The sequence below is a fragment of the Devosia beringensis genome, from assembly GCF_014926585.1.
GTDB lineage: Bacteria > Pseudomonadota > Alphaproteobacteria > Rhizobiales > Devosiaceae > Devosia > Devosia beringensis.
Map to the genome: position 1 here is coordinate 1,806,723 of NZ_CP045422.1, position 25,630 is coordinate 1,832,352.

General features: G+C 64.9%; 31 protein-coding genes. 17 read left to right on the top strand and 14 right to left on the bottom strand.

All coding sequences use genetic code 11. From position 1 onward, the window contains the following. The first annotated feature begins 7 nt into the window (after positions 1-7). The gene (locus tag GDR53_RS08800; protein WP_193337677.1) at positions 8-814 is read left to right on the top strand and encodes an MBL fold metallo-hydrolase; all 807 of its coding nucleotides are present in this window, start codon (positions 8-10) and stop codon (positions 812-814) included. On the opposite strand, the gene hemW is transcribed toward GDR53_RS08800, so the two are convergent. From hemW to rph, 4 genes are read right to left on the bottom strand one after another with little or no spacing between them, the layout of a single operon-like run. Then, positions 811-1,968: a radical SAM family heme chaperone HemW gene (gene hemW / locus GDR53_RS08805; RefSeq protein ID WP_193337678.1), complete on the bottom strand. Its 1,158-nt coding sequence runs from the start codon at positions 1,966-1,968 to the stop codon at positions 811-813. The two genes, GDR53_RS08800 and hemW, sit on opposite strands and share 4 nt — an antisense overlap. Continuing rightward, positions 1,958-2,599 (bottom strand): non-canonical purine NTP pyrophosphatase, encoded by a 642-nt coding sequence (locus GDR53_RS08810; RefSeq protein WP_193337679.1) that lies wholly within the window; start codon positions 2,597-2,599, stop codon positions 1,958-1,960. The genes hemW and GDR53_RS08810 overlap by 11 nt, the downstream gene beginning before the upstream one ends. Further along, entirely contained in the window at positions 2,596-2,769 is a 174-nt protein-coding gene (locus tag GDR53_RS08815) for a hypothetical protein (RefSeq protein ID WP_193337680.1), read from the bottom strand. The genes GDR53_RS08810 and GDR53_RS08815 overlap by 4 nt, the downstream gene beginning before the upstream one ends. Further along, on the bottom strand, positions 2,766-3,482 hold the full coding sequence (gene rph, locus GDR53_RS08820) for a ribonuclease PH (protein WP_193337681.1): 717 nt from the start codon (positions 3,480-3,482) through the stop codon (positions 2,766-2,768). Before rph ends, GDR53_RS08815 begins: the two co-directional genes overlap by 4 nt. A 139-nt stretch (positions 3,483-3,621) precedes the next feature. On the opposite strand from rph, the gene hrcA reads away from it, so the two are divergent. Both hrcA and grpE read left to right on the top strand, forming a co-directional pair. Then, complete coding sequence (hrcA, locus tag GDR53_RS08825) at positions 3,622-4,692, top strand: heat-inducible transcriptional repressor HrcA (protein WP_193337682.1); 1,071 nt, start codon at positions 3,622-3,624, stop codon at positions 4,690-4,692. Positions 4,693-4,818: 126 nt separating this feature from the next. Next, positions 4,819-5,415 carry a nucleotide exchange factor GrpE gene (grpE, locus tag GDR53_RS08830; protein ID WP_232846771.1) on the top strand — a complete coding sequence of 199 codons (597 nt, stop codon included), beginning with the start codon at positions 4,819-4,821 and terminating at the stop codon, positions 5,413-5,415. A gap of 141 nt (positions 5,416-5,556) precedes the next feature. Here grpE and pncA read toward each other — a convergent pair whose 3' ends face one another. Together pncA and pabB are read right to left on the bottom strand one after the other, a co-directional pair. Next, entirely contained in the window at positions 5,557-6,192 is a 636-nt protein-coding gene (gene pncA / locus GDR53_RS08835) for a bifunctional nicotinamidase/pyrazinamidase (RefSeq protein WP_193337684.1), read from the bottom strand. 21 nt (positions 6,193-6,213) lie between these two features. After that, positions 6,214-7,986: an aminodeoxychorismate synthase component I gene (gene pabB, locus GDR53_RS08840; protein WP_193337685.1), complete on the bottom strand. Its 1,773-nt coding sequence runs from the start codon at positions 7,984-7,986 to the stop codon at positions 6,214-6,216. A gap of 129 nt (positions 7,987-8,115) precedes the next feature. Between pabB and GDR53_RS08845 the strand changes: the two genes are divergently transcribed. The 5 genes from GDR53_RS08845 (at position 8,116) to dnaJ (ending at position 13,940) form a co-directional block, all read left to right on the top strand. Further along, positions 8,116-8,448, top strand: a complete 333-nt coding sequence (locus tag GDR53_RS08845; RefSeq protein WP_193337686.1) for a hypothetical protein — start codon at positions 8,116-8,118, stop codon at positions 8,446-8,448. Positions 8,449-8,696: 248 nt separating this feature from the next. Next, positions 8,697-10,610, top strand: coding sequence for a molecular chaperone DnaK (dnaK, locus tag GDR53_RS08850; RefSeq protein WP_193337687.1), 1,914 nt, complete (start codon positions 8,697-8,699; stop codon positions 10,608-10,610). A gap of 81 nt (positions 10,611-10,691) precedes the next feature. Further along, positions 10,692-11,153 (top strand): hypothetical protein, encoded by a 462-nt coding sequence (locus GDR53_RS08855; RefSeq protein ID WP_193337688.1) that lies wholly within the window; start codon positions 10,692-10,694, stop codon positions 11,151-11,153. A 365-nt stretch (positions 11,154-11,518) separates the two neighbouring features. Next, positions 11,519-12,571 (top strand): alpha/beta hydrolase, encoded by a 1,053-nt coding sequence (locus tag GDR53_RS08860; protein ID WP_193337689.1) that lies wholly within the window; start codon positions 11,519-11,521, stop codon positions 12,569-12,571. Positions 12,572-12,803: 232 nt separating this feature from the next. Continuing rightward, positions 12,804-13,940, top strand: coding sequence for a molecular chaperone DnaJ (dnaJ, locus tag GDR53_RS08865; protein ID WP_193337690.1), 1,137 nt, complete (start codon positions 12,804-12,806; stop codon positions 13,938-13,940). Between the two features lie 112 nt (positions 13,941-14,052). On the opposite strand, the gene GDR53_RS08870 is transcribed toward dnaJ, so the two are convergent. Next, entirely contained in the window at positions 14,053-14,460 is a 408-nt protein-coding gene (locus tag GDR53_RS08870; RefSeq protein ID WP_193337691.1) for a VOC family protein, read from the bottom strand. Between the two features lie 110 nt (positions 14,461-14,570). On the opposite strand from GDR53_RS08870, the gene GDR53_RS08875 reads away from it, so the two are divergent. Both GDR53_RS08875 and GDR53_RS08880 read left to right on the top strand, forming a co-directional pair. Next, positions 14,571-15,116 (top strand): NADPH-dependent FMN reductase, encoded by a 546-nt coding sequence (locus tag GDR53_RS08875; protein ID WP_193337692.1) that lies wholly within the window; start codon positions 14,571-14,573, stop codon positions 15,114-15,116. Positions 15,117-15,119: 3 nt separating this feature from the next. Beyond that, on the top strand, positions 15,120-15,725 hold the full coding sequence (locus GDR53_RS08880; protein ID WP_193337693.1) for a histidine phosphatase family protein: 606 nt from the start codon (positions 15,120-15,122) through the stop codon (positions 15,723-15,725). Here the strand turns inward: GDR53_RS08880 and GDR53_RS08885 are convergent. Further along, positions 15,722-15,940, bottom strand: a complete 219-nt coding sequence (locus tag GDR53_RS08885; RefSeq protein WP_193337694.1) for a hypothetical protein — start codon at positions 15,938-15,940, stop codon at positions 15,722-15,724. The two genes, GDR53_RS08880 and GDR53_RS08885, sit on opposite strands and share 4 nt — an antisense overlap. Positions 15,941-16,073: 133 nt before the next feature. Between GDR53_RS08885 and pyrF the strand changes: the two genes are divergently transcribed. Then, positions 16,074-16,772, top strand: coding sequence for an orotidine-5'-phosphate decarboxylase (gene pyrF / locus GDR53_RS08890; protein WP_193337695.1), 699 nt, complete (start codon positions 16,074-16,076; stop codon positions 16,770-16,772). Next, the gene (locus GDR53_RS08895) at positions 16,769-17,536 is read left to right on the top strand and encodes a TIM barrel protein (RefSeq protein WP_193337696.1); all 768 of its coding nucleotides are present in this window, start codon (positions 16,769-16,771) and stop codon (positions 17,534-17,536) included. Before pyrF ends, GDR53_RS08895 begins: the two co-directional genes overlap by 4 nt. Before the next feature lie 89 nt (positions 17,537-17,625). Here GDR53_RS08895 and GDR53_RS08900 read toward each other — a convergent pair whose 3' ends face one another. Beyond that, positions 17,626-18,630 (bottom strand): adenosine kinase, encoded by a 1,005-nt coding sequence (locus GDR53_RS08900; protein WP_193337697.1) that lies wholly within the window; start codon positions 18,628-18,630, stop codon positions 17,626-17,628. Positions 18,631-18,700: 70 nt separating this feature from the next. Continuing rightward, on the bottom strand, positions 18,701-19,264 hold the full coding sequence (locus GDR53_RS08905) for a TetR/AcrR family transcriptional regulator (protein WP_193337698.1): 564 nt from the start codon (positions 19,262-19,264) through the stop codon (positions 18,701-18,703). A gap of 58 nt (positions 19,265-19,322) precedes the next feature. On the opposite strand from GDR53_RS08905, the gene GDR53_RS08910 reads away from it, so the two are divergent. Further along, on the top strand, positions 19,323-19,766 hold the full coding sequence (locus tag GDR53_RS08910) for a DUF2214 family protein (RefSeq protein ID WP_193337699.1): 444 nt from the start codon (positions 19,323-19,325) through the stop codon (positions 19,764-19,766). A gap of 3 nt (positions 19,767-19,769) precedes the next feature. Here the strand turns inward: GDR53_RS08910 and nth are convergent, their stop codons facing one another. Then, the gene (nth, locus tag GDR53_RS08915) at positions 19,770-20,462 is read right to left on the bottom strand and encodes an endonuclease III (protein ID WP_232846772.1); all 693 of its coding nucleotides are present in this window, start codon (positions 20,460-20,462) and stop codon (positions 19,770-19,772) included. Positions 20,463-20,510: 48 nt separating this feature from the next. On the opposite strand from nth, the gene GDR53_RS08920 reads away from it, so the two are divergent. The 3 genes from GDR53_RS08920 to GDR53_RS08930 all read left to right on the top strand — a co-directional run bounded on the left by GDR53_RS08920 (position 20,511) and on the right by GDR53_RS08930 (position 23,174). Continuing rightward, entirely contained in the window at positions 20,511-20,996 is a 486-nt protein-coding gene (locus GDR53_RS08920) for a DUF2244 domain-containing protein (RefSeq protein ID WP_193337701.1), read from the top strand. Between the two features lie 71 nt (positions 20,997-21,067). Continuing rightward, positions 21,068-21,949 carry a methylated-DNA--[protein]-cysteine S-methyltransferase gene (locus tag GDR53_RS08925; RefSeq protein ID WP_193337702.1) on the top strand — a complete coding sequence of 294 codons (882 nt, stop codon included), beginning with the start codon at positions 21,068-21,070 and terminating at the stop codon, positions 21,947-21,949. Positions 21,950-22,091: 142 nt separating this feature from the next. Next, positions 22,092-23,174, top strand: coding sequence for an AI-2E family transporter (locus GDR53_RS08930; RefSeq protein ID WP_193337703.1), 1,083 nt, complete (start codon positions 22,092-22,094; stop codon positions 23,172-23,174). Here the strand turns inward: GDR53_RS08930 and GDR53_RS08935 are convergent. Beyond that, the gene (locus GDR53_RS08935; RefSeq protein ID WP_193337704.1) at positions 23,126-23,740 is read right to left on the bottom strand and encodes a 2,3-bisphosphoglycerate-dependent phosphoglycerate mutase; all 615 of its coding nucleotides are present in this window, start codon (positions 23,738-23,740) and stop codon (positions 23,126-23,128) included. The two genes, GDR53_RS08930 and GDR53_RS08935, sit on opposite strands and share 49 nt — an antisense overlap. 15 nt (positions 23,741-23,755) lie before the next feature. Next, complete coding sequence (gene dapB / locus GDR53_RS08940; RefSeq protein WP_193337705.1) at positions 23,756-24,595, bottom strand: 4-hydroxy-tetrahydrodipicolinate reductase; 840 nt, start codon at positions 24,593-24,595, stop codon at positions 23,756-23,758. A 115-nt stretch (positions 24,596-24,710) separates the two neighbouring features. Here dapB and GDR53_RS08945 point away from each other — a divergent pair, with 115 nt between their 5' ends. Beyond that, on the top strand, positions 24,711-25,061 hold the full coding sequence (locus GDR53_RS08945) for a VOC family protein (RefSeq protein ID WP_193337706.1): 351 nt from the start codon (positions 24,711-24,713) through the stop codon (positions 25,059-25,061). Between the two features lie 3 nt (positions 25,062-25,064). Here GDR53_RS08945 and GDR53_RS08950 read toward each other — a convergent pair whose 3' ends face one another. After that, the gene (locus tag GDR53_RS08950; protein ID WP_193337707.1) at positions 25,065-25,592 is read right to left on the bottom strand and encodes a hypothetical protein; all 528 of its coding nucleotides are present in this window, start codon (positions 25,590-25,592) and stop codon (positions 25,065-25,067) included. Positions 25,593-25,630: the final 38 nt, after the last annotated feature.

Sequence of the window (25,630 nt, forward strand, 5' to 3'; positions counted from 1 at the left end):
ATGTCCGATGACAGTATGGATCTGCAAGACCTGTGGTGCCCACCATCCCCCTGGCGATGCGCCTCCGCTTGGCTGCGCCATCTGCCTGGACGAGCGGCAATATGTCGGTGCGAACGGGCAGGAATGGCTTGATCGCGACAGCCTCCGTACCAGCCATGCCAATGACTGGCGCGAGATCGAACCGGGACTGAGCGGCATCGGCCTGGTACCGACAATCGCCATTGGCCAGCGGGCGCTGCTCGTGCAGACGCCGGCTGGCAATGTGCTGTGGGACTGCGTGCCGATGCTGGACGACACCACCGCGGCGCGCCTGCTGGCGCTGGGCGGGGTCAAGGCGATGTGCTTTTCGCACCCGCATTTTTATACCGGCATGGTGGAATGGAGCGAGGCGCTGGGCGGCGTGCCGATCCGGCTGCCCGAGGCGGACCTGGCCCATGTGATGCGGCCCAGCCCGCTGATCGAGCCCTGGAGCGGCGACCGGCTGGACATCCTGCCCGGCGTCACCGTGCATCGGCTGGGCGGGCATTTTGCGGGCAGCAGCGTGCTCGAATGGGCGGCGGGCGCCGAGGGCAAGGGGGCGCTACTGGTCGGCGACACCATTCAGGTCGTCCCGGCCGCAGGCTGGGTGAGCTTCATGCGCTCCTATCCCAACCTGATCCCGCTGCCGGCCCACGAGGTCGGACGAATCGCCGGTCGCGTCGCCGGCCTCACCTTTGACCGGATCTATGGCGGCTGGTGGGACAAGGTCATTGCCAGTGATGCCAAGGCCGCGGTGGCCCGCTCGGCGGCGCGCTATATCAGGGCGCTGGATTAGGCGGCCAGATCGGCCACCACGGCATCCAGCACCGGCCAGCCGCGGTCGGTGACGCGCAGATTGCCATTGGGCAGGGTTTCGACAAAGCCATAGCCCTTGAGCGCGGCGATCTGGGCCGGGTTGATCTGGCGGCCCGACAGCGCGGTAAAGCGGGCCGGGGAAATGCCCTCCTTGAGGCGCAGGCCCATGACGAGGAATTCGTCGCCCTGCTCCTCCCAGGTCAGCACGTCGTCGACCACCATGCCATGGCCCTTGGCAAGCACATGCTTCTGCCACTCGAAGGGCAGCTTCTCATCGGCGGTGGCGTGGCGCTGATTGTTGATCATCAGCCGGCCATGGGCGCCCGGGCCGATGCCGGCATATTCGCCGTAGCGCCAGTAGAGCATGTTGTGCTCGCTCTCCTGGCCGGGGCGGGCGTGGTTGGAAATCTCATAGGCCGGTAGGCCCGCTGCCGCGGTCAATTCCTGCGTCATTTCATAGAAATCGGCGGCCAGGTCCTCGCCGGGGATGGTGAGCTTGCCGGCGGTCTGCAGGTCAAAATAGCGCGTGCCCTGCTCGATGGTGAGCTGGTAGAGGCTGATATGGCCCTGCGCCATCCACAGCGCTTCCTTGAGCTCGTCTTCCCAATCTTCCAGCGTCTGGCGCGGCCTTGCATAGATCAGGTCAAAGCTGGAGCGCTCGAAGACGGACTGGGCGACGCGCACGGCAGCCACGGCCTCCTCGACGGAATGGCGCCGGCCCAGTTCGGCCAGGGGGCCCGGGCGCAGCGACTGTACGCCAAGGGACACGCGGTTGACGCCGGCGGCGCGGAAACCGCGGAAGCGGTCGACCTCGACGCTGGTCGGATTGGCCTCAAGGGTGATCTCGGCCTGCGGCTCGACGGTCCAGTGCTTGGCAATGGCGTCGATGATGCGGGCCGTGCTCGACGGCGACATCAGCGAGGGCGTGCCACCGCCGAAAAAGATCGACTGCACGACGCGGCCGGGTGCCAGCTGGGCGGCATAGGCAATTTCGCGCTCATAGGCGGCGACATAGCCTTCCTCGTCGAAGGCGCCGCGATGGACGTGGCTATTGAAGTCGCAATAGGGGCATTTGGCCGCGCAGAAGGGCCAGTGCACATAGACCCCGAACAGATCGTTGGGGTTATTTTTCAATCTGGGCCTCGTAGAACTGCGCAAAGGCGCGGGCGCGGTGGCTGAGGCCGGACTGGCCGGGGGCCCAGGAATGCTTCATCTCCGCCGGCATCTGGCCAAAGGTGATGTCAAAACCCTTGGGCATGAAGACCGGGTCATAGCCATGGCCGACCGTGCCACGGGGCGGCCAGACCAGGGTGCCCTCGATTTTGCCGACATAGAGCACGTCGCGGCCATCGGGATGGGCCAGGCACATGGTGGCATTGAACGAGGCGCTGCGCAGGCCCGGCGAGGTGGCATTGGCGGCCTGCAGCGCATCTTCGACCCGCTTCATGGCGTGGTTGAAATCGCGCGGCACGCCGGCCCAGTCGGCGGTATAGACGCCCGGATCGCCATTGAGCGCATCGACGCAGAGCCCCGAATCATCGCTGAGCGCCAAGAGGCCGGTGGCCTGGGCGGCAGCATGGGCTTTGAGCCGGGCATTTTCTGCAAAGGTCGTGCCGGTCTCTTCCGGCTCGGGCAGGCCGAGTTCGCCGGCCGAAACGATGTCGAGACCAAAGGGCTCAAACAGCTCGCGGAATTCGGTGAGCTTGCCCGCATTGTGGGTGGCCAGCACCAGCCGATCGCCCGAACGCAGGCGCGGCAGGCTCATTTGCCGCTGCCCATCTTGGAAGTGCCCATGCCGGCATTCTTGGGCTTGGCATCGAGCGCGCGGGCTACGTCGCGCCAGAGGGCGCAGTTTTCCGGCGAGGCCTGGCGCGAGGCGCTGGCCTGGTGGGGGGCGGTTTTGCCGGCGACGAGTTTTTTGAACCAGGTGATCATGCTGCCAGGGCTGCCTGCTGGAGAAGGGTAAGGTCGGCAATGCCCTGTTCGGCCAGGGTCATCAGAGAATTGAGTTCGTCGCGGCTGAAGGGGGCCTGTTCGGCCGTGCCCTGGATCTCGACGAACTTGCCGCTGCCGGTCATGACGAAATTGGCGTCGGTATGGGCCTCGACATCCTCGAGATAGTCGAGGTCGAGCACCGGGGCGCCGCGATAGATGCCGCAGGAGACGGCGGCGACCGAATCACGCAGCGGGTTGGAGCGGGTGAGCTTGCGCTCCTCCATCCACTTGATGGCGTCGACCAGCGCCACATAGGCGCCGGTAATGGCGGCGGTGCGGGTGCCGCCATCGGCCTCGAGCACGTCGCAGTCGAGCGTGATCTGGGCTTCGCCCAAAGCCTGCATGTCGACCACGGCACGGAGGCTGCGGCCGATCAGGCGCTGGATTTCCTGGGTGCGGCCGGTCTGCTTGCCGGCGGTGGCCTCGCGGCGGTTGCGACTGCCGGTGGCGCGGGGCAGCATGCCATATTCGGCGGTGACCCAGCCCTGGCCCTTGCCGCGCAGCCAGCCTGGCAGGCTGGTTTCCACCGAAGCGGTGACCAGTACCTTGGTATTGCCGAACGAGACGAGGCAGGAGCCCTCCGCCTTCATGGCGACGTTGCGTTCGATCACGACGGCGCGCAGCTGGTTGGGTTGACGTCCGGAAGGCCGCATCAGTTTTCCACTTGGCAATTGCTGTTAACCGCCTCTTAACCCTCCTTGAGCCGGCTCACAAGCCGCGGGCGCTTGGCGGATGGCAGCAATGCGCCTAAATGAGTGACCACAGTTAAAGCGGACGATTTTAGCAAAAACCATGAGCCAGCTGCCGCAAGACTTTCTGAGCGTGCTCAATGCCCGCAGCCAGGACATTTTTCGCCGCATCGTCGAGCGCTATCTCGATACCGGCGCGCCGGTGGGCTCGCGCGACCTTTCCAGAATGCTGCAGGGCGGGCTGTCGCCGGCCTCGGTGCGCAATGTCATGGCCGATCTCGAAGATCTCGGGCTGATCGCGGCGCCGCATACTTCGGCGGGCCGGGCGCCGACCCAGGAGGGGTTGCGGTTTTTCGTCGATGCCATGCTCGAAGTGGGCGCGGTCAATGAAAGCGAGCGCAGCCAGATCGCCCAGTCGATCCAGGGTCAGAAGGGCCAGGTCGAAGACGTGCTCACCGAAGCCAGCCAGCTGCTCAGCGGCCTCAGCCATGGCGCCGGGGTGGTGATCGCCACCAAGGCCGACATGGTGTTGCGGCATCTCGAATTCGTGCGACTCGATTCGACCCGGGCCATGGCGATCCTGGTCGGTCAGGACGGGCAGGTGGAAAACCGCATCATGGAGACCCCGCCCGGGCTCACCGCCAGCGCGCTGACCCAGGCCGGCAATTTCATTGCCCATCACGTGGTGGGGCGGACCCTGGCCGAAGCACGCAAGGTGCTGGCGGCGCAGCGGGCCGAACAGCGGGCCGAGCTCGACGAGCTGACGCAGAAGCTGGTCGATGCCGGCATTGCCACGCTGAGCCAGAGCTCGCCCTCCAGCGCGCCGACGGTGATCGTGCGCGGCCGGGCGAACCTCCTCAACGACACCATGGCATCAGACGAATTGCTACGCATGCGGCAATTGTTCGACGAGCTCGAAAGCAAGGACGGGCTGCTTGAGCTGCTCGGCGATGCCGACAAGGCGCAGGGCGTGCGCATCTTCATCGGTTCGGAGAACAAGCTGTTTTCCCTGTCGGGCTCCTCGGTGATCCTGAGCCCCTACAAGGATGCCAATGACAAGGTGGTGGGCGTGCTGGGGGTGATCGGGCCGACACGGCTCAACTATGCGCGCATCGTGCCGGTGGTGGATTACACCGCCCATGTCATCACCGCGATGATGGCCCGCAAGCACTGATCGGGGGCCCCGGCAGGGGCGAGGGTCACCGGCGCGGGGCAGGCATCGGCGCAGGCAGGGTTGAAATCACCCCGATATTAGCCGATATGCGGATCAAATCCTTTGGTATGTGCGGAAACAGCAATGATGAGCGACGAGAACGCCGCCTCAGGCGAAGTGCCTGAAGTCGAAGTCCCGGTTGAAGAGACCGATGATAACATCGAGAGCATCGATCCGACCGTGGCCCTGCGGGCGGAAAACAGCGAGCTCAAGGACCGCGTGCTGCGCACCGTTGCCGAGATGGAAAACCTGCGCAAGCGTACCGAGCGCGAAGTCAACGATACGCGCAGCTATGCCATTGCCGGCTTTGCCCGCGACATGCTGAGCGCCACCGATGCGCTGAGCCGGGCGCTGATGATGCTGCCGCCCGAGGCCCGCGATTCTGGCGACGCCACGACCAAGACGCTGATCGAAGGCATCGAGATGGCCGAGCGCGAAATGCAGCGCCTGCTGGCCAAGCATGGCGTCAAGCCGATCGAGGCCGAAGGGCAGAAATTCGACCCGCACCGGCATCAGGCCATGTTCGAGGTTCCCGATCCCAGCAAGCCCGAGGGCACGGTGGTGCAGGTGGTGCAGGCCGGCTTTGCCATTGGCGACCGCATCCTGCGCCCCGCCATGGTGGGCGTCGCCAAGGGCGGCCCGAGCCACGCCCCGGCCGACGAGGCGATCGACAAGAGTGTCTGATTTGGCGCTGCCATTCGGCCGCAGCCCTCATGGCCTTTTCGGCTAAGATCCTTCCGCCGGAAGGATTTTACGGCGGTGCCGCCGCTTCGACGTTTCACGTGAATCCCCGCACCAGCGGGGATTTTCGTTTTGGGGGGCGGCTTAGCCCAGAATATCCCTGCTCATCACGCGCTCGACACCGGCCTCTGCCATGTCGGCCCAGGCCCGGGCGAGGCTGCCTTCATTGTCGATGGCCCGCGTGGCATCCTCGATGACGGTGACGTCAAAGCCGGCAGCAGCGCCGTCGATGGCGGTCCAGCCAACGCAGAAATCGGTGGCCAGCCCCACGATATAGAGCCGGCCGATATCGCGCTCATTGAGGTAGCCGGCCAGACCCGTCAGGGTCTCCCGATCGGCTTCCTGGAAGCCGGAATAGGAATCGATGGCGCGGTTATAGCCCTTGCGCAGGATCAGCTGGGCTTGCGGGATATCGAGATCGGCCGAGAGCGCCGCGCCATGGCTATTCCAGACGCAGTGGTCGGGCCAGAGCACCTGGCTGCCATAGGGCAGTTGCACGGTCTCGAAGGGGGCCTTGCCGGGATGCTGGCTGGCAAAGGAGATGTGGTCGGCCGGGTGCCAGTCCTGGGTGCAGACGACATGGGTGAACTTTTTGGCCAGGGCATTGATCAGCGGCACCACGGCGTCGCCATCGGCCACCGCCAGACTGCCGCCGGGCAGGAAGTCATATTGCACATCGACGACGACCAGCAGGTCGCTCGGGGAAATCTGCAGCGTCATCGGGCCATACTCCAGCTCAAATCAGGGTTGCACCCATTGTGCCGGCAGCAGGCCGCGCACGGAATTGCCCAGCCAGACTGCCTCGGCGCCGGCAAGGTCGGCAAGCGTCAAAACCGCCTCGGCCGCCCGGCCGGTGGCCAAGAGCTCGGCGCGCAGCGTGCCGGGCAGCAGGCCCGATGCCAGAGGGGGGGTCAGCAGCATGCCGTCCCGCTCGACAAACAGACTGGTGATCGAGCCCTCGGTCAGCTCGCCGCGCTCGTTGAGAAAGACCACCTCGTCCACCCCATGGGTGGCATGGGCGCGCTGGCGCGGGGTGTCATAGAAATCGCGGTTGGTGGTCTTGTGCGCCAGCCAGAGGCTCTGGCTGTCGAGGCGGTCATCGGCGATCATGAAGCGGAAGACCGGCGGATTGGGCGGCAGCGGCATGGCGGTCAGCGCCGGACCCTGGGCGTCGAGGGTCAGTCGGACGCGCATGGGCTGGGTGAAGGCCTGCCTGTCGAGCAGTGTCTCGATGCCGGCAAGGTCACAGGCCAAGCCGAAATAGGCGGCCGAGGCTGCCAGCCGGTCGAGGTGGCGCTGGCGCAGGGCGTAGCCCTCAGCTGGTGTCCAGAGCAGGGTTTCGATCAGGGTGACCGGGTCGGCGGGGTCGGTGAAGAAGGCCATTTTGAGCAAAGCCTCGCGATACTCGTCTTCGGCAGTGGAGTCGGCGACGATACCACCGCCAATGCCGATGCGGCCCTTGCCTGTCTCGTCGATGACCGCGGTGCGGATGGCGACGTTGAATTGAAGGTCGCCACTGGGCGCCACATAGCCGATCGAGCCGGTATAGACGCCGCGCGGACCGGCCTCGACATCATGGATGATTTCCATGGCGCGCAGCTTGGGCGCGCCGGTGATGGAGCCACAGGGGAAGAGGTTTTCCAGCAGGGCCGTGGTGCCGATGCCGGGACGGGCCGTCGCGGTAATGCCCGAGGTCAGGGTGTGGAGGGTACGGTAGGTTTCGACGGTGAAGAGGTCGGTGACTTTCACCGAGCCGATCTCCGCAATGCGGCCCAGGTCATTGCGCAGCAGATCGGTGATCATGAGGTTTTCAGCGCGGTTCTTGGGGTCGGCGGCCAGGGCGGCGCGGCCCGCCGCGTCCTCGGCAAGGCTGCGGCCGCGCTTGAGCGTGCCCTTCATCGGCCTTGCGCTCAACCTGTCCCCGTGACGGGCGACGAAGAGTTCGGGCGAGCGCGACAGGATCCAGTGACTGCCGGTATTGAGCAGGGCGCCAAAGGCCGCCTTCTGCTGGCGCACCAAAGCGGCGTAAAGCGCGACTGGATCGCCCTCGAGGCGAAAATCGGCGGGGAAGGTGAGGTTGACCTGATAGGTGTCGCCCGCCGCGATCAGGGCTTTGACCCGGGCGAAGGCCTTGGCATATTGCGCCAGGCTGAGGCTGGGCACGATATCGCGGGCATGGCCGGTGCGGGTGCCGACAAGATCGACCAGATAGGCGGCGACGGCGGCGGCATCAAGCCGCTGCGGGGCATCATAGAGGCCGAACCAGAGCAGGGGTGTCTCGCTGGATGCTGACAGCAGCGGGATGAGACGCTCTTCAAAAGCAAAGCCGGCCTCATAGGCGAGGTAACCGGCGGCCCAGAGGCCCTGGCGCTGGGCGTCCTCCAGCCGGGCCAGCGCGGCGCGCACACCATCGGCGTCATGGGCCGCGATCACGTCGCTTGGGGCGGTGAACAGCAGGCTGGTCGCGCCGGGGTTGAGCGTATCGTGCAGCAGGATGGAGCCGGGCGTGAACATGGCGTGGTTCTAGGGCTTCGCAGGGGCAAAGAAAAGTGCGCCGCCGCGCGGCGGCATCTTGATTAATTCCTGCCGCTGAAGATAGTGCGGTGCCGGCCGCCGATGCGCCCGGCTTTGGGGACATTTGTCATGAATACCTTCCTGAAGGGCAGCCTTGCCGCCCTCGTGCTGCTGGCTGGCGCCGTGCCCGCCTGGGCCGAAACCGTCGAGTTCACACTGATCAATGACAGCAGCCAGTCGCTGCATTATTTCTACACCAATCCGAGCAATATGGAGGAGTGGGGCGAGGACCTGCTCGGTGAGGACGGCACGCTGGAGCCGGGCGAGCAGGGCGTCGTTACCATCGGCGATGGCTCGGACCAGTGTGAGTATGATTTCCGCTTCGAGACCGGCGAGGGCGCCGTGCTTGAGGTGATGGCCATCGATATCTGTTCGCTCAACAGCTATACGCTGCAGGACTAGGCGTGACGGGGGACCGGCGCCCGCCGGTTCCCCAGTGCCGTCGATTTCGCCCAGAGCCCCCGCAAAGCGGCGCCAGGCGGCAAATGTGCCCTATGAGCGCTTGAAGCCGTACGGGGACCCCCCTATATACCCGACAGGCCCGGCAATGGGCGCAATTTCAATTGCAAGGAACCCGGTCCTTCGGGGCCACGGAACTGCCTCGCGAGAGGGGCTCCAGCATGGGTTTGCTGAATAGAGAGGCTAGAGTAATGGCTAAAGTCATCGGTATTGATCTGGGCACCACCAATAGCTGCGTCGCAGTGATGGACGGCGCCAATCCCAAGGTTATCGAAAACGCTGAGGGTGCGCGTACCACCCCCTCCATGGTCGCCTTCTCCAAGGATGGCGAGCGTCTGGTCGGCCAGCCGGCCAAGCGCCAGGCCGTGACCAATCCCGAGGGCACGCTGTTTGCCGTCAAGCGCCTGATCGGTCGTCGCTATGACGACAAGGTCGTGGGCAAGGACAAGAATCTGGTGCCGTTCAAGATCGTGGCCGCCGACAATGGCGATGCCTGGGTCGAGGCATCGGGCGAGAAGTATTCGCCCAGCCAGGTCTCGGCCATGATCCTGCAGAAGATGAAGGAAACCGCCGAAAGCTATCTCGGCGAGTCCGTCACGCAGGCCGTCATCACCGTGCCCGCCTATTTCAACGACAGCCAGCGTCAGGCCACCAAGGATGCCGGCAAGATTGCCGGTCTCGAAGTGCTGCGCATCATCAATGAGCCGACCGCGGCGGCGCTGGCCTATGGCCTCGACAAGAAGAATACCGGCACGATCGCGGTCTATGACCTTGGCGGCGGCACCTTCGACGTCTCGATCCTCGAGATCGGCGACGGCGTGTTCGAGGTGAAGTCGACCAATGGCGACACGTTCCTCGGCGGCGAGGATTTCGATCATCGCCTGGTCGACTATCTGGCCGACGAGTTCAAGAAAGAGCAGGGCATCGACCTGCGCACCGACAAGCTGGCGCTGCAGCGCCTCAAGGAAGCGGCTGAAAAGGCCAAGATCGAGCTCTCGAGCTCGACCCAGACCGAAATCAACCTGCCCTTCATCACTGCCGACGCCTCGGGCCCCAAGCATCTGACGCTCAAGCTGAGCCGCTCGAAGCTTGAAAGCCTGGTCGATGACCTGATCCAGAAGACCATCGAGCCCTGCAAGATGGCCATGAAGGATGCCGGCGTTACTGCCGCGCAGATCGACGAAGTCGTGCTGGTCGGCGGCATGAGCCGCATGCCCAAGGTGCAGGAAATCGTCAAGCAACTGTTCGGCAAGGAGCCCCATAAGGGCGTCAATCCGGACGAAGTCGTGGCGCTGGGCGCGGCCATCCAGGCCGGCGTGCTGCAGGGCGACGTCAAGGACGTGCTGCTGCTTGACGTGACCCCGCTGTCGCTGGGCATCGAGACCCTGGGTGGCGTGTTCACCCGGTTGATCGATCGCAACACGACCATTCCGACCAAGAAGAGCCAGACCTTCTCGACCGCCGAGGACAACCAGAGCGCCGTGACGATCCGGGTGTTCCAGGGCGAGCGCGAAATGGCCGCCAACAACAAGCTGCTGGGCAATTTCGATCTGGCCGGCATTCCCCCCGCACCGCGCGGCGTGCCGCAGGTGGAAGTGACCTTCGACATCGACGCCAATGGCATCGTGCAGGTGTCGGCCAAGGACAAGGGCACCGGCAAGGAGCAGCAGATCCGCATCCAGGCCTCGGGTGGCCTGAGCGACGCCGATATCGAAGCCATGGTCAAGGAAGCCGAGCTCAATGCTGACGCCGACAAGCGCAAGCGCGAAGCGGTGGAAGCCAAGAACCAGGGCGAGAGCCTGATCCACTCGACCGAGAAGTCACTCACCGAATATGCCGACAAGGTTTCGGCCGAGGACAAGGCCGCCATCGAAAGCGCCATTGGCGCGCTCAAGGCGGTGATCGATGGCGACGATGCCGAGGTGATCAAGGAAAAGACCGACGCGCTCGGCCAGGCCGCGATGAAGCTGGGCGAGGCCATGTACAAGGCCAGCCAGGCGGAAGCCGAAGCCAAGGCCAATGGTTCGGACGATGACGGCGATGACGACGTGGTTGACGCCGATTTCGAAGAAGTCAGCGACGACGACGACAAGAAGTCTGCTTAAGCGACATCAATCCACCAGATAAAGGGGTCCGGCAGCAGCCGGGCCCCTTTTGGTTTGAAATAGAAGTGGGTATGGTGATCCATGAACATTCCAGACCCCCAAACTTTCACCGACCCAGACAAGTTGCGCAAGCTGATGGCCAATGCCGTCCGCCTTGGCTACGACGATCTGGCGTTTCAATGCAAAATGCGCATCGCCGAACTGGTGGGCGCCGCCCACAATGAAAGCGCCGTCGAGCGCGAGTTCTGGACCGGCCTGGCCGCGGCCGAAGAACTGCGCACCGCCGACAATGGCCGGGTGACCCGCCTGGTCAAGGTGCGCGCCAAGCACAAGCGCGTCGGCGCCGAAAAGGTGCTGAGCGACCAGATGATGGAAGACGCGCTCAGCGACGGCTTCGACAAGCTGGTCGAGCATGGCCGGGGCGACCTGACCGGCGAAGCCATTGTCATGCGCCATGAAGAAACCTTCAGCGTCGATGTGGTCAATGCAGCGCGCAAGAAGCTGATGGACAAGGGCGTGGCCGTCGCCGACGTGGCCGGCTAAGTCCACTTTTCTATGGCCGCCGGCCTGCGGGCGCGGCCAGGATGGTTCCATCGGGCCGCCAATCGATTCCATGCCTGGCGGCCTGTTGGTCACGCACAGCGCGGCAGATTTTGTCGCCTCAAATCGCGCCGGTGGCGCGATTTACCCGGCAGGAGCTTCCTGCCATCAGAGCACCGCTCTCCCCGGACCGCCAGATCTTCGGCCCCGCGGACAATTGCGAGGGCCGGCTCGGCGTTTCACGTGAATCAGGCCGGTGCGACTGGCGGGGCCGGGTTCGCCATTGCCGCAAATTCATCATGATTGAGCCCAATTGCGGGCCGGTTCCCCCTGTCCAAAGGGGGCACCGCAACCGACAAGGCGTGCCCATGACCGACAGCATTCCCGCCCCGGGCGATCCGCAGGAATCGATCGGCCGACTTGCCGAACTGATCGGCGGCGATCCGACCGCCGGGCTCGACGCCGACATGAAGGCGGTACTCGATATGCTGACGCAACTTGGCGCGCAGCGGCTGGAACAGTTGACCCCCGCGGCAGCCAGAGCGCAGCCAGGCCTGCCCGATGCGGTGAAGGCCCTGATGGCGGTGGCGGGAACCGTCGCCGACGATGATGGCGTCGCCAGCGCGGACGTGACCATCAACAGCGCGGCGGGCGACCTGGCGGCGCGGCTCTACCGGCCAGGCGAGCTGTTGCCGCGCCTCAATCCAATGGTCCTCTATTTCCATGGCGGCGGCTTTGTCACCGGCGATCTCGACAGCCATGACGGCTCGGCCCGCGCCCTGGCGCGTCGGACAGGCGCCATCGTGCTGTCGGTGGGCTATCGCCTGGCGCCCGAGCATGCCTGGCCTGCAGCCCATGACGATGCCTGGACCGCGTGGACCTGGCTGGGTGATCAGGCCCATCGCCTGGGCGGGGATCCGCGCCGGGTGGCTGTGGCCGGCGAGGATGCTGGCGCCAATCTGGCCCTGCAAGTGGCGCTGCGTGCGCGCGATGGCCGCGGCCACCGGCCCCTTCATCAGGCGCTGATCCATCCCATGGCCGGGACCGATTTCAGCATGCCCTCCTATGGCGAGACGCTGCGGACGCTGCCGGTGGACATGCCGGCCATGCGCTGGCGGCTGCGGCAGATCTTTGCCGATGGCCTGCCCGAAGACGAGCCGCTGCTCAATCTGGCGACGCGTCACGACCTGGCAGGCCTCGCGCCGGCCAGCATTATCCTGGCGCGGATCGACCCGCTGCGCTCGGAGGGCGAACTGCTGGCGGCGGCGTTGCAGCGGGCAGGGGTGCCGGTCAGCTGCACGATTTATGAGGGCGTGACGCAGGGATTTTTTGGGCTGGGCCAGATCGTTACCAAGGCGCTGTTTGCCCAGGCCGAACTGGCCGACGCCCTGGCGCGGGCCTTTGCACCACCGGCGCGTTAGCCAAAGCCTGCTCAGCCATGTTGAAGACGGCGCGCGCTCTTGCTACAGAGCGGGGAATTGGTTGGCCCTCTGGCCCCGGCACGACTGGCGTTGCCCAAAGTTGCCTTCCGGGGCGGTGAATGGCAGTGATGTGCCCGCGCCCCCTTGCGGGCCGCGGGGTCGATGGCCATCTAGGGGCTAGATTTGGTCGGGCGCGCCTGTCGCGACCGGCAATGCATTGGAGACGTGCTTCTTGTCAAAACGCGATTTCTACGAAGTGCTCGGCGTCGACAAGGGCGCCGATGACGCTGCGCTCAAGAGCGCCTATCGCAAGCTTGCCATGGCCCATCACCCGGACCGCAATCCGGGCAATGACGCGGCCGAGGCCAAGTTCAAGGAAATCAGCGAGGCCTATGACACGCTCAAGGATGGCCAGAAGCGGGCCGCCTATGACCGGTTCGGCCATGCCGCCTTCGAAAATGGTGGCGGCCGCGGCCCGGCTGGCTTCGGGCCCGAATTCACATCCTCGATGTCCGATATCTTCGACGATATCTTCGGCGACTTCATGGGTGGCGGTGGCGGCCGGCGCGGTGGCGGCGGCGCGGCCAAGCTGCGCGGCAGCGACCTGCGCTATAATCTTGAAATCAGCCTGGAAGAAAGCTTTGAGGGCCGTACCGTCGAAATCGACGTGCCGACCCTGGTGGGCTGCACGACCTGCGAGGGCTCGGGTGCCAAGCCGGGCACCGGCACCCATACCTGCCGTCAGTGCAATGGCCATGGCAAAGTACGCGCGGCACAGGGCTTTTTCACCATCGAGCGGACCTGCCCGGTCTGCCAGGGCCGCGGCCAGATGATGGACCAGCCCTGTACCGATTGCGGTGGCCAGGGCCGCCGCCAGGAAAACCGCACGCTCAGCGTCGATATTCCCCAAGGCATCGAGGACGGCACCCGTATCCGCCTGGCCAATGAGGGCGAGGCGGGGCTACGCGGGGGCCCGCCGGGCGATCTTTACATCTTCATCTCGCTACGGCCGCATGACCTGTTCCAGCGCGATGGCGCCGATCTCTTCGCCCGCGTGCCTATCGCCATGACCACCGCCGCCTTGGGCGGCGAGTTCGAAGTGCCGACCCTTGACGGCGCCCGGGCCAAGGTCAAGGTGGCCGCCGGCACCCAGCCGGGGCAGCGGGTGCGGCTCAAGGGCAAGGGCATGCCGGTGCTCCGATCCAAGGATGTCGGTGACCTCTATGTGCAGCTCGATATCGAGACGCCGCAGGCGCTCAGCCGCAGGCAGCGCGAACTGCTCGAGGAATTTGCCAAGCTCGAAACCCAGGAAACCAACCCGACCTCGGGCGGCTTCTTCGACAAGCTCAAGAAGATGTTTGAGGCTTGAGGCGGAAACGAAATCGCTCCGGTGGAGCGATTTCCCGCATCAAGGCCATGAGAGCTAGGCTCGAATGGTACGACGCTTTCGCGCATGCCGGCCCCTTGCTTCTCAAAGGCCTTCACGCCCCCTGCTGCGGGCTGAACTCCATCCAGAAATATTCCCAGACATGGCCGTCGAGATCGGCGATGGAGCGGCCATACATGAAGCCGTGGTCCTGCGCCTCGCGCACCTCGGTGCCACCCACCTTCAGCGCCGTTTCGGCGATGGCGTCCACGGCGGCACGACTGTCGCGCGACAAGGCGTAAAGCGCCTGGGTATGGGTCTTGGGATCAGGGATAGGCAGCGGCGAGAAGGCCAGGAACTTCTCATGCGTCAGCAGCATGAAATAGATGGTCTCGCTGAACACGATGCAGGCGCCGTCCTCGTTGCTGAACTGGGCATTATGGTCAAAACCGATGGCCTTGTAATAGGCCATGGATGCCGGCAGGTCGCGCACCGGGATATTGACGAAGATCGAAGCGGCCATTGATTGTCTCCCTATGGTGGCAAGCTGCCGAATGATCGCCGGCTCGCCATTTATCTTGCAGCGACGCGCCAGTCGGGTCAATTTCGACGCTTCGGCAACAGGAATGCAAGATGAAGACCGCATTGACGCTTTCGGGCTCCATCCGCAAGGGCTCGCAGAACCGCAAATTGCAGGCCCATATGGGCCGCCAGCTCGACGCCGCCGGGGTCGCCGTCACCGCGCTCGACCTGGGCGATTTCGACCTGCCTATCTTCAACGAGGATCTCGAGGCCGACAATGTGCCCGCTGCGGCTGTCCGGCTGGCAGCGCTGTGGCGCAGCCACGACATCGTCTTCATCGCCACGCCCGAATATAATGGCGGGGTGCCGCCGCTGCTAGTCAATGCCATCACCTGGATCAGCCGGCAGAAGCCGAGCCCGTTCCGCCACGCCATCTTTGGCATTGGCGGGGTCAGCTCGGGCAAATATGGCACCATCTGGTCGCTCAGCCACCTGCGCGAATCGCTGACCAAGGTGGGCGCCCTGGTGGTGCCGACGCTGCTGGGCATCGGCCCGGCCGAGGAGGCGTTTGACGTCAACGGCGATTTTCTCGAGCCGGCGATCATCCGCAAGGTCGAGCAGATGGTGCATGAACTGACCCATTTCAGCCGGGGCTGAGTCATGCGCGCGCTCTATGTGACCCATCCGCAGGTAGAAATGGATGCCCAGATCCCGGTACCGCTCTGGCGCCTGTCCGAACTGGGTCGGCAGCGGGCAGAGGCCTTTGCCGCGCGCGGCGTGGTGCCGGCGGGGGCGATGATCTTTACCAGCCGCGAGACCAAGGCCATGGAGCTGGCCGATATCCTCGCCGCTGCTACCGGCACGCCGGTGCTGAGCGACCACCTGATGGGCGAGAATGACCGCAGCGCCACGGGCTTTCTGCCGCCGAGCCTGTTCGAAGCCATGGCGGACCGGTTCTTTGCCGAACCCGAGGTGAGTGCCGAGGGCTGGGAAAGGGCGGTGGACGCCCAACGGCGCATTGTCGACACCGTCACCACCGCCCTGGCCAGCGTGCCGCCCGACGTGCCGGCCGTGTTCTGTGGCCATGGCGCGGTGGGCACGCTGCTCAAATGTCACCTGGCCGGACGGCCCATCGCGCGCAGCGAAGACCAGAGCCGGCACGCCAACAAAGGCGGCGGCAACTGCTTTGCCTTTGACCTCGATCCAGCGCGCCTGAGCGGCGAATGGCAGGCCATGGAAGATTTTGCGCCAGGCTGGTTTGGCTAGGTTTTAGGCGAGGGCGCCTCGATCTCGGCCGCGGCCAGTTCAGCCGAGAGGGCCCGCACCGCGGCGACAGCCTCGCGCTCGGCATCGGCCAGCGTGGTGCCGAACGGCACAACCATGCCCAGCCGGCGGTTCGGATCATCGGACCAGACGACATGCACATAGGACGTGTTGTTGGTCAGGTCGTGATTGAGGTGGGTGAGCAACAGCTTGGACATCAGCAATATCCTGTGGTGGCAATGGGCAGAGGATAGGCCCGGCCGGCATCGAGTGACAAGATTGCCGCCGCCAGTTGCGGCGCGGCAGCAAATCCACTAGGTGCAAGCCATCAAACACATCGGAGGGAAGACCATGGCTGGCCAGTTGATCGTGGGTCTGGACGTTTCGTCACGCGCGCGCGCCGAGGAAATCGTGGCGCTGCTGGGCGACAGCGTCGACTTCTACAAGATCGGTTATCAGTGCTTTTATGGTGCCGACGGCTTTGCCCTGGGAAAGGCGCTGCTGGCCGCCGGCAAGAAAGTGTTCTTCGACCTCAAGCTGCTCGATATCGACAACACGGTTGAACAGGGCGTCGCGGCCATCGCCGAGACCGGCGCCACCATGCTGACGGTGCACGCCTATCCGCAGTGCATGCGCGCCGCCGCCAAGGGTGCGGCTGGTTCGACCCTCTCCATCCTGGGCGTCTCGGTGCTGACCTCGATGGACGATGCCGACCTCAAGGAAGCCGGCTTTGCCCGCGACACCGCCGGCCTTGTCGCGCTGCGGGCGCAGCAGGCGCATGATGCTGGCATTGGCGGGCTGGTGGCTTCAGCACATGAAGCACAGATGGTGCGCACGATTGTCGGGCCCGCCATGGCCGTGGTGACCCCCGGTATCCGCCCGGCGGGCAGCCCCCCGGGCGATCAGAAGCGGGTAATGAGCCCGGCCGAAGCGCTCAGCGCCGGCGCCAGTCATCTGGTGGTGGCACGCCCCATCATCGCGGCGGCCGATCCGGCGGCAGCAGCCCGGGCGATCCTGGCCGAAATGGCCGGCGGGACCCGTTTGGCATGACGACATACTCCGCCTGCATCGAAATGCTGTTCGTCCCCGAGACGACAGATTTCCCGCACCGCATCGCGCTGGCCAAGGCTGCCGGCTTCGACCTCGTCGAATTCTGGCTGTGGTCGAACAAGGATCTCGATGCCGTCGAACGGGCGCTAGCGCAGACAGGCGTCAGGCTGGCCGGCATTGTCGCCGAGCCTTTTGCTGACCTCACCCGCGAGGACGACCATGACCGGTTCCTGGCCGGTCTCGAAAAGAGCCGCGACGTCGCGCTGCGCCTGGGCGCACCGATCATGATCTGCCAGTCAGGGCCGCTGCTTGAGGGCGTCGAGCGCGCGCGCCAGCATGATGATCTGGTCACCGCCATGGCCCGCTCGGCCGAGGTGCTGGCCGGTTCGGGCGTCAGACTGGCGCTCGAGCCGCTCAATGACCGCGTCGATCACCCCGGCTATTACCTCACCAGCACCGCCGAGGCGCTCGACATTGTCGACGCCGTCAACCGTCCCGAAATCGGCCTCACCTATGACCTCTACCATTCCATGGTGATGGGCGAGGACCCCGAGACGGTCCTCTTGGGCCGGCTGGACCGGGTATTCCACGTCCACATCGCCGATCATCCCGGCCGCAACCAGCCCGGCAGCGGCGACCTGCCCATCAAGCAGAAGCTGGCCTGGCTCGAGGCGCAGGGTTATGCCGGCGCGGTGGGTCTGGAATTCCGGCCCACCGGCTCGACGGCGGATGCACTGGCGATGATGCAAAAGAGCCTGGGATAGATCAGGCGCTCGTCAGAGCCGAAACGTCCAGCCGCACAAGGGTGGGCGACGACCTTGGCCAATTCCCACCATGCCAGAGGTTTGCGGCCTTACCCCGCCAGTCCATGCTTGGCCACCAGGCCATCGAGCGCTACCTGTGGCCGCGCGCCGATATGGCTGATGACTTCGTGGGCGGCCAGGCACCCGGTCTTGAGGGCGGATTCCATGGACTGGTTGCGCGCGAGGCCAAGCAGGAAGCCCGAGGCAAAGAGGTCGCCGGCGCCGGTGGCGTCGACCACCTTGTCGATGGGGAAGGCGGGGACCGAGGTGATCTCGCCATTGAACACGGCCATGGCGCCATCGGCGCCCATGGTGATGGCGGCGACTTCGGCGTCCTTGGCGATCTGGCGCACGGCCTCGCCCAGGTCGTCGGTCTCGTAGAGCGACTTGAGCTCGTGCACATTGGCAAAGACATAGTCGATGGTCTTGGAGCGAATCAGATCCAGGAATTCGGCGCGGAAGCGGTCGACGCAGAAGGGATCGGACAGGGTCAGCGCGGCGGCGCGCTCATGCTTGTGGGCATAGTGGGCGGCCAGCACGAAGGCCTTCTTGGCTTCCACGGGATCCCAGAGAAAGCCTTCCATGAAGGTTATGGCGGCGCCACCGATCTCGTCGGGATGGATATCGGCCTCGGTCAGCTGGTGGCAGGCGCCCAGATAGGTGTTCATGGTGCGCTCGCCATCTTCGCTCAGGAAGATCATCGAGCGGGCGGTCAGCGCGCCGTTCTTGAGGCGGCTGGTATTGTAGTGCACGCCGATATCGTTGAGATCGGCCTCAAAGACATCCCCCAGCACGTCATCGGCCACCTTGCCGACAAAGGCGGCGCGGCCGCCCAGCGAGGCGATGCCGGCGGCGGTATTGGCGGCACTGCCGCCCGAGATCTGCTGCCGGCTGATCGGCATCTTGGCATAGAGGTCTTCGGCCCGATCGGTGTCGATCAGGTGCATGATGCCTTCCTGCATGCCTTCGCGCTCGATGAAGCCCGGCTCGACCGGGGCAATGATATCGACGATAGCATTGCCGATGGTGAGGACGTCAAAGCGGGTCTGGGTCATGAACGGATCCGGGGTGAGAAAGCCGGATGCCGGTTTAGAGCAAGGCCGGACCCGGCGCAACGCCTGCCGTTCAGTGCTGGTCGATGATAGCCGTGACCAGGGCCTCGATATCCTCGCCGGCCTCGATGGCGATCTGGCCATCGAGCAGCAGCACGGCCAGGCCATGCACCCGCGCCCAGGCGGCCAAAGCCGCCACCCGGCCACTGGCCAGATCCTGGCCGGTGACGTGGCGCAGCGTCTGGTAGGCGGCATGCGCGGCCATCTGCAGACCGGGGCGATTGTCGCGCCTCAGCACGGGGGAGAACATCAGGCGGAAGAGGTTGGGGTTATCGAGGGCGAACTTGACATAGATGCGCCCCATGGCCGTCATCGGGTCAAGCGTGTCGCTGCCGGCCATGGCCTGCATCAGCCCGGTAAAGCGCTGATAGCCGGTGACGGCCAGCGCCTCGAGCAAAGCGGCGCGGCTGTCGAAATGGCGATAGGGCGCGGCCGGCGACACGCCCACGGCCCGCGCCAGATCGCGCAGGCCGAGACCAGCCTCGCCCTCCTTCTCCAGAATCACCAGGGCGGCCTCAAGCAGCGCTTGGCGCAGATTGCCGTGATGATAGGGGGCATTGGCGATGGATGTTGACATTGTTTACTTCTGGCTGTCATTATGTATGCAGTGATAACATGACCTCGGGGTCCGGCCAATGCCTGTCGATCTGCTGCTGACCATCGCCCACCACCTGTCGGTGTTCACCCTGGTGGGCATCTTTGCCGCCGAATTCGCGCTGCTGCGACCGGGCCTGAGCGGACCACGCATCAGCCAGCTGGCCAAACTCGACGCGGCCTATGGCGCGGTGGCAGGCTTCGTCATCGTCGTCGGCGTGCTGCGGGTGATGTTTGGCGCGGCGGGCTGGGAATATTATGTGTCCAGCCACGCCTTCTGGAGCAAGATGGGCGCTTTCCTCATCATGGGCCTGCTCACCATTCCCCCGACGCTGGCGATCCGCAAATGGCAGGGCGCCTTCAAGGCCGACGCCGGCTACAGCCCCGACACCGCCGCGATTCGCAGCAACCGGCGCTTCCTGCACATCCAGGCCGGCTTCCTGCTGCTGATCCCGATTTTTGCCGCCATCATGGCGCGCGGCTAGGCTCTAGCCCTGGTGTTTTGCCGCAGGGACACTGGGCATCGGCGTCTTGGGGGTGAAGCGGCACCATTGCGCGATCGGACAGCGCCAGCATTCCGGCTTGCGCGCCTTGCAGATATAGCGCCCGTGCAGGATCAGCCAGTGATGGGCATGCAGCAGATAGGGCGCGGGGATGACCTTGAGCAGGATCTGCTCGACGGCCAGGGGCGTCTTTGCCGGGGCCAGCCCGGTGCGGTTGCTGACGCGGAACAGATGGGTATCCACCGCGATGGCCGGTTGCTTGAAGAAGATATTGAGCACGACATTGGCGGTCTTGCGGCCAACGCCGGGCAGGGCCTCGAGCGCTTCGCGGTCGGCCGGCACCTCGCCGCCATGGCGTTCCAGCAAGAGCTGGCTCAGCGCATAGACGTTCTTGGCCTTGGTGCGGAACAGGCCGATGGTGCGCACCAGCTCTTCGATCCGCTGCGGACCCAGTGCCACCATGGCGGCCGGCGTCGGGGCCACCTGGAACAGTAATTTGGTTGCCTTGTTGACCCCCACATCGGTGGCCTGGGCCGAGAGCACGACCGCCACGAGCAGGGTGAACGCACTGGAATAATCAAGCTCGCCCTTGGGTTCTGGTTCGATCTCGGCGAAGCGGGCAAAAATGGCTTCGACATCGGCCTTGGGCAGGCTCTTCACTTTTTTGATTGCAGGCATTTTCTCGCCTCTCATTCTGGGCCTATAGTTAGTCTCGAAGAGACCGACATGCCAATGCAACAAGCCACGACCACCACACCGCTGTTTGTCGCCGATCTGACGCCCAACCGCCGGATGAGCACGGCCGGCATCTGGCTGGCGGCTGGTCTGGCCCTGCTGCTGTTTGCCGCACCAGGCCTGTTATTGCTGGCGCCAGGCACAATGCCGGTCATGATCGTGCTGGCTCTGGCGGCAGGTGGCGTGGTGACCGGCCTTTATCTTGGCCTGCGGCAGGGCAAGCGGCGCGAGCGGATCACCGTCTGGGCCGAGCAGGTGGAATGGGAAGTGACCGACCGGCGCGGCGCCAGGACGCTGCGCCGCTTTGATCCGGCCACAGCGCGATTGATGCTGACCCGCGACGCCTATGAAAGAACCACCGCCATACAGATGCGCGACGGGGACGAGCTGTGCGAACTGGGCGCGTTCATGAGCCCGGAAGACAAGTCGAGCTTTGCCAAGGCGCTCGGCACCGCGCTGCGTCGCGCCCGCAGCTAGAGGCCGGTAAAAACCGGGTCGCGCCGGATCGCGATCGGTTCTACAGCAGACGCCCAGGACAACAGCTGACAATGGGTGTGGCGATGAACCAGATGGCACATGTGACCCCCGATGGCGACTACGACACGATTCGGGCCGCCATTCGCTATCTCAGCGAAAACGGCCCCGATATTGCCGATCTCAGCCGCTTTGCCCGGGCGCTGGGCCTCAGCGAACGGCAGTTGACCGACCTGTTCCGCCGCTGGTGCGGCCTTTCCCCCAAGAGCTTTGCCCAGGCCGTGGCGCTTGACCATGCCAAGAGCCTGCTGCGCGCCAAGGAGAGCGTGCTCGATACCACCTATGCGGTGGGCCTGAGTTCGACCTCGCGGCTGCACGATCTCTTCGTGGCCTATGAGGCCATGCCGCCCGGCGTGTTCCGGGCCGGCGGGGCGGGGCTCGACATGATCTGGGGCGCGGCGCCCTCGCCCTTTGGCATGGCAGTGGTCACCGCCACCGAATACGGCATGAGCGGGCTGGGCTTTGCCGATGCCGAGACCACAATCGAGCAGGCCTTTGCCGACCTGGCCAATCGCTGGCCGCCGGCGCGCTTCACCCGCGACGATGCGCGCATCGCCCCGCTGGTGGCGCAGGCCTTCGATCCCCGGCGCTGGTCGGCCGAGCAGCCGGTGCGGGTGGTGCTGATCGGCACCGATTTCGAGGTCAAGGTTTGGGAGACGCTGCTGCGCATTCCGGTTGGCCAGGCGACGACCTATTCGGCCGTGGCCCGGCAGATCGGGCGGCCCACGGCATCGCGCGCCGTCGGCGCGGCTGTGGGCAAGAATCCGATCAGCTTCGTGGTGCCCTGCCATCGCGTCGTGGGCACGTCAGGCGCATTGACCGGCTATCACTGGGGCGTGCCGCGCAAGCGGGCGATCCTGGGCTGGGAAGCCGGGGTGATCTCGGCGGCGCATTGAGGGGCGAGGGTTCCGCCTAATTTCGCTCCACCGGCGCGAAATTGTCTTTGGCACGGCGCGAAGTTTCACGTGAATCGGCGCGGGCCTGGAACAAACGGCTGTCCCGCGGCTTGGTCAGGCACAACCCAGCCCTGGAGGCCCGATGCCCATCAGCGTTCATCCCTTGCTCATTGCCGTGTTCGTCGCTGCAGCGTTGATGCTGGCCTGGCATGTGTCGCATTCGCTGCTGGTGATCTTTTCCGGCATCCTGATCGCCACGGTGCTTGACGCTGCGGTGCGTGGGCTGCGCCGCCTGCTGCCGCTGCCACGCCCGGTGCTGCTGACGATCGTGACCATCGTCATTGCTGCCATCCTCGCTCTCGCCTTCAGCCTTGGCGGCGTCAGCCTGTGGCGCAGTGTGCTCGATCTGTGGGATCTGCTGAGCACAGAAACGGCCCAGCTCTATGGCCAGCTCGAGGAACAGGGGCTGGTGGGTGGCGTCGATCAGACCGAACTCGAAACCACTGTGCGCGAGATGTTGCCGGACCCGACAGGCCTGTTCACCCAGGCCAGCTCGCTGTTCGGCAGCACGCTGGGCATTATCGGCGATTTCGTGGTCGTGCTTTTTCTCGGCCTGTTCTTCGCCATCAATCCCGGCGGTTATCGCGACGGCTTTCTGCTGCTGATGCCGCCGCAGCACCGCGCCCGCATTCTGGATGCCCTGGGCGCCACCGGGGAATCACTGCGCGGCTGGATGGTTACCCAGCTCGCCCTGATGGTGCTGATCGGCGCCCTGGTGGGCACCATGCTCTGGGTGCTCGGCGTTCCCAATGCGCTGATCCTGGGCATTCTGGCGGGCGCGCTGAACTTCATTCCGTTTCTGGGCCCGATCATCTCCGCCGTGCCCGTACTGCTGGTGCTGGCGGCCGAGGACGGCAATACCCTGCTGATCGGCGCCATCGGCCTGCTGCTGATCCAGAATCTGGAAGGCTATGTACTGACGCCCATGCTGCAGCAGCGCATCATCAAGCTGTCGCCCGCCTGGTCGCTGAGCGTCATGGCGGTGCTGGGGAGCCTGTTCGGGCTGATGGGCGTCGCCCTGGCGACGCCCATCTTTGCGGTGGTGCGCACATTGGTGCTCAAGCTCTATGTCGAGCCGCGCGAAGAGCATCCGGTCCTGTTGGGAACCGGCAGGCCTCAGAGCATCACGCGTTCGACCAGCTTGCCGTCCGGGCCAATGCGATAGACCGTCGGCTCGCCGGTGCCGATTTCGCGGGCCAGAATCTGCTCGGGGGTCAGGCCCTCGATGGCCATGACCAGAGCGCGCAGCGAATTGCCATGCGCGGCGATCAGCACGGTCTTGCCGGCCTTGAGCTGGGGCAGGATCTCGGCCTCGTAATAGGGCAGGGTGCGCGCGGCGGTGTCCTTGAGGCTCTCGCCGCCGGGCGGTGGCACGTCAAAGCTGCGGCGCCAGATATGGACCTGCTCCTCGCCCCATTTGGCGCGAGCGTCATCCTTGTTGAGACCGCTCAGATCACCATAGTCGCGCTCATTGAGCGCGGTATTGCGGATGATGGTGACATTGGCGATGCCCATTTCCTCGAGCATCAGGTCGAGCGTGTGCTGGGCGCGACGGAGCGAGGAGGTGTAGTAGAGATCGGGGACGATACCCTTGGCCTTGAGCGCCTGGCCGGTGGCCCGCGCCTCCTCGATGCCGAGCTCGGTGAGGTTTGGATTACGCCAGCCGGTAAAGAGGTTCTTGAGGTTCCACTCGCTCTGGCCGTGGCGGACGAGGATCAGGGTTCCGGTCATCAATAGGGTCCTTGTTCAGTCGTTGAGGCCGAGCACGTCGACCATGGAATAAAGCCCCGGCGCCTGGCCGGCAGCCCAGATTGCGGCGCGCACGGCGCCATTGGCAAAGATCGAGCGGTCCTCGGCGCGGTGGTTGAGCTCAAGCCGTTCGCCCGGCCCGGCCAGGATCACCGAGTGATCGCCCACCACGGTGCCGCCGCGCAGCGTGGCAAAGCCGATGCTGCCGGCTTCGCGCGGACCGGTATGGCCGTCGCGGACGCGAACCGAATGGGCCTTGAGGGAAATGTCGCGCCCCTTGGCGGCGGCTTCGCCGAGCAGCAGGGCGCTACCCGACGGGGCATCGACCTTGCGGTTGTGGTGCATTTCAAGAATTTCAATGTCGTAATCGGCCAGCGCTGCCGCGGCCTTTTCGACGAGATTGGCCAGCACCACCATGCCCATGGAAAAATTGCCGGACTTGACGATGCGGGCGCCGTCGCCGGCAGCGCGGGCAATGGCCGCGTCGTCGGCTTCCGAGCAGCCGGTGGTGCCGATGATATGGACCAGGCCCAGAGCCGCCGCGCGCGCTGCCAAAGTGAGCGTGGCCTGGGGCGCGGTGAAGTCGATGATGACATCGGCGCCGGCCAGAGCCGCGTCCATATCATCGGTAATGGTGACGCCCAAAGCGGCAATGCCGGCAAAGAGCCCGGCATCCTGGCCCACGGCGGCACTGCCGGCGCGGTCGACCGCCGCATGCAGGCGCAGGCTGGTCAGGGCGCCATGCAGGACCAGGCCCGACTGGGCCGCCACGGCACGGATATTGGCTGCGCCCATGCGCCCGCCGGCACCGGCTGCCACCACCTTGAGTTCGGCCATTCTGCTCTCCCGCTTTGGTCTGGCCTATAGCAGCGCCGTGACAAAAGGCCAACAGCGTGCCCCATTGCCGTCACCATGGTAGGGTTGAGGTGGCAACAAAACCAAGGACGCTGATTTGACCATCACCAACGCGCTGGCCGGTATCGCGGTGGACGACATGACCGAGGCGCTTGAATTCTACGAGCGGCTGTTCGGGCGGACCGCCGATGCGCGGCCGATGAGCGATGTCGCCGAATGGAAGCTGCCGGGCGGCGGCTGGGTCCAGGTCGTCACCGACAGCGACCGGGCCGGCGCCGCCGTGCTGACCCTGGTGGTGGATGACCTGGCCGAAGAGCTGGGGCGGCTCAGCCTGCACGGGCTGACGCCGGTAGCCAAGTCGATGGGCGACTTCTTCAAGACCGCCAAGTTCCGTGACGCCGACGGCAACCAGATCGTCCTCAGCCAGCCCCAGCACGGGACGTACTGAGAGCTACGCTACGCCGTGGTCAGCAAGTGATATTTGGGGAGAAGGGGAATAGCCGCTCGGGTAGACACCGTATTTCCGTAGGTACTGCGCCTCATAATGTTCAAACCGGCTCAGTTTCTCGATTAGTGCAGCTCCTGGAGAAATCGCCCAAACATAAAGTGCCAGCGTCCACGCACCTGCCAAAAAAATGCCAGTCGTTCTCGTGGTGGCAGGGAGGCCAGGGGGAATGTCTAACGACAGAAGAAGCGTGGTACCAATTATTGTAATTAAAACAATCATGAAACCGTATTGCGTAGCGCTGGTCGAATGTCGATTTAGCCTTAGTTCACGCTGCAAAGGGCAAAGCAACAGATGTTGTAGGTCTTTTAGCTCTGCGGCATCACCAACCCTTCGTTTCTCGGCTGACTGAGCAATTCGTGCAGATCGCCAAGCTGAAAGGATGGGGGGCGCGGCATTGGCGGCGACGCTTACAACAAATGGTACCACAATCAGAGAGACAATAAGCACCATGATATCGAGAGTAATTTGCATCACGCCCTCCGCCTGATTGTACATTCTCTCCACTGAAC

What these genes read in the sequence shown, in the direction of transcription:
- GDR53_RS08800 (WP_193337677.1), top strand. Translation starts at nt 8, where the DNA reads ATGACAGTATGGATCTGCAAGACCTGTGGTGCCCACCATCCCCCTGGC.
- GDR53_RS08810 (WP_193337679.1), bottom strand. Translation starts at nt 2,599, where the DNA reads ATGAGCCTGCCGCGCCTGCGTTCGGGCGATCGGCTGGTGCTGGCCACC.
- GDR53_RS08815 (WP_193337680.1), bottom strand. Translation starts at nt 2,769, where the DNA reads ATGATCACCTGGTTCAAAAAACTCGTCGCCGGCAAAACCGCCCCCCAC.
- rph (WP_193337681.1), bottom strand. Translation starts at nt 3,482, where the DNA reads ATGCGGCCTTCCGGACGTCAACCCAACCAGCTGCGCGCCGTCGTGATC.
- hrcA (WP_193337682.1), top strand. Translation starts at nt 3,622, where the DNA reads ATGAGCCAGCTGCCGCAAGACTTTCTGAGCGTGCTCAATGCCCGCAGC.
- grpE (WP_232846771.1), top strand. Translation starts at nt 4,819, where the DNA reads ATGAGCGACGAGAACGCCGCCTCAGGCGAAGTGCCTGAAGTCGAAGTC.
- pncA (WP_193337684.1), bottom strand. Translation starts at nt 6,192, where the DNA reads ATGACGCTGCAGATTTCCCCGAGCGACCTGCTGGTCGTCGTCGATGTG.
- pabB (WP_193337685.1), bottom strand. Translation starts at nt 7,986, where the DNA reads ATGTTCACGCCCGGCTCCATCCTGCTGCACGATACGCTCAACCCCGGC.
- GDR53_RS08845 (WP_193337686.1), top strand. Translation starts at nt 8,116, where the DNA reads ATGAATACCTTCCTGAAGGGCAGCCTTGCCGCCCTCGTGCTGCTGGCT.
- dnaK (WP_193337687.1), top strand. Translation starts at nt 8,697, where the DNA reads ATGGCTAAAGTCATCGGTATTGATCTGGGCACCACCAATAGCTGCGTC.
- GDR53_RS08855 (WP_193337688.1), top strand. Translation starts at nt 10,692, where the DNA reads ATGAACATTCCAGACCCCCAAACTTTCACCGACCCAGACAAGTTGCGC.
- GDR53_RS08860 (WP_193337689.1), top strand. Translation starts at nt 11,519, where the DNA reads ATGACCGACAGCATTCCCGCCCCGGGCGATCCGCAGGAATCGATCGGC.
- GDR53_RS08870 (WP_193337691.1), bottom strand. Translation starts at nt 14,460, where the DNA reads ATGGCCGCTTCGATCTTCGTCAATATCCCGGTGCGCGACCTGCCGGCA.
- GDR53_RS08875 (WP_193337692.1), top strand. Translation starts at nt 14,571, where the DNA reads ATGAAGACCGCATTGACGCTTTCGGGCTCCATCCGCAAGGGCTCGCAG.
- GDR53_RS08880 (WP_193337693.1), top strand. Translation starts at nt 15,120, where the DNA reads ATGCGCGCGCTCTATGTGACCCATCCGCAGGTAGAAATGGATGCCCAG.
- GDR53_RS08885 (WP_193337694.1), bottom strand. Translation starts at nt 15,940, where the DNA reads ATGTCCAAGCTGTTGCTCACCCACCTCAATCACGACCTGACCAACAAC.
- pyrF (WP_193337695.1), top strand. Translation starts at nt 16,074, where the DNA reads ATGGCTGGCCAGTTGATCGTGGGTCTGGACGTTTCGTCACGCGCGCGC.
- GDR53_RS08895 (WP_193337696.1), top strand. Translation starts at nt 16,769, where the DNA reads ATGACGACATACTCCGCCTGCATCGAAATGCTGTTCGTCCCCGAGACG.
- GDR53_RS08900 (WP_193337697.1), bottom strand. Translation starts at nt 18,630, where the DNA reads ATGACCCAGACCCGCTTTGACGTCCTCACCATCGGCAATGCTATCGTC.
- GDR53_RS08905 (WP_193337698.1), bottom strand. Translation starts at nt 19,264, where the DNA reads ATGTCAACATCCATCGCCAATGCCCCCTATCATCACGGCAATCTGCGC.
- GDR53_RS08910 (WP_193337699.1), top strand. Translation starts at nt 19,323, where the DNA reads ATGCCTGTCGATCTGCTGCTGACCATCGCCCACCACCTGTCGGTGTTC.
- nth (WP_232846772.1), bottom strand. Translation starts at nt 20,462, where the DNA reads ATGCCTGCAATCAAAAAAGTGAAGAGCCTGCCCAAGGCCGATGTCGAA.
- GDR53_RS08920 (WP_193337701.1), top strand. Translation starts at nt 20,511, where the DNA reads ATGCCAATGCAACAAGCCACGACCACCACACCGCTGTTTGTCGCCGAT.
- GDR53_RS08925 (WP_193337702.1), top strand. Translation starts at nt 21,068, where the DNA reads ATGGGTGTGGCGATGAACCAGATGGCACATGTGACCCCCGATGGCGAC.
- GDR53_RS08930 (WP_193337703.1), top strand. Translation starts at nt 22,092, where the DNA reads ATGCCCATCAGCGTTCATCCCTTGCTCATTGCCGTGTTCGTCGCTGCA.
- GDR53_RS08935 (WP_193337704.1), bottom strand. Translation starts at nt 23,740, where the DNA reads ATGACCGGAACCCTGATCCTCGTCCGCCACGGCCAGAGCGAGTGGAAC.
- dapB (WP_193337705.1), bottom strand. Translation starts at nt 24,595, where the DNA reads ATGGCCGAACTCAAGGTGGTGGCAGCCGGTGCCGGCGGGCGCATGGGC.
- GDR53_RS08950 (WP_193337707.1), bottom strand. Translation starts at nt 25,592, where the DNA reads ATGCAAATTACTCTCGATATCATGGTGCTTATTGTCTCTCTGATTGTG.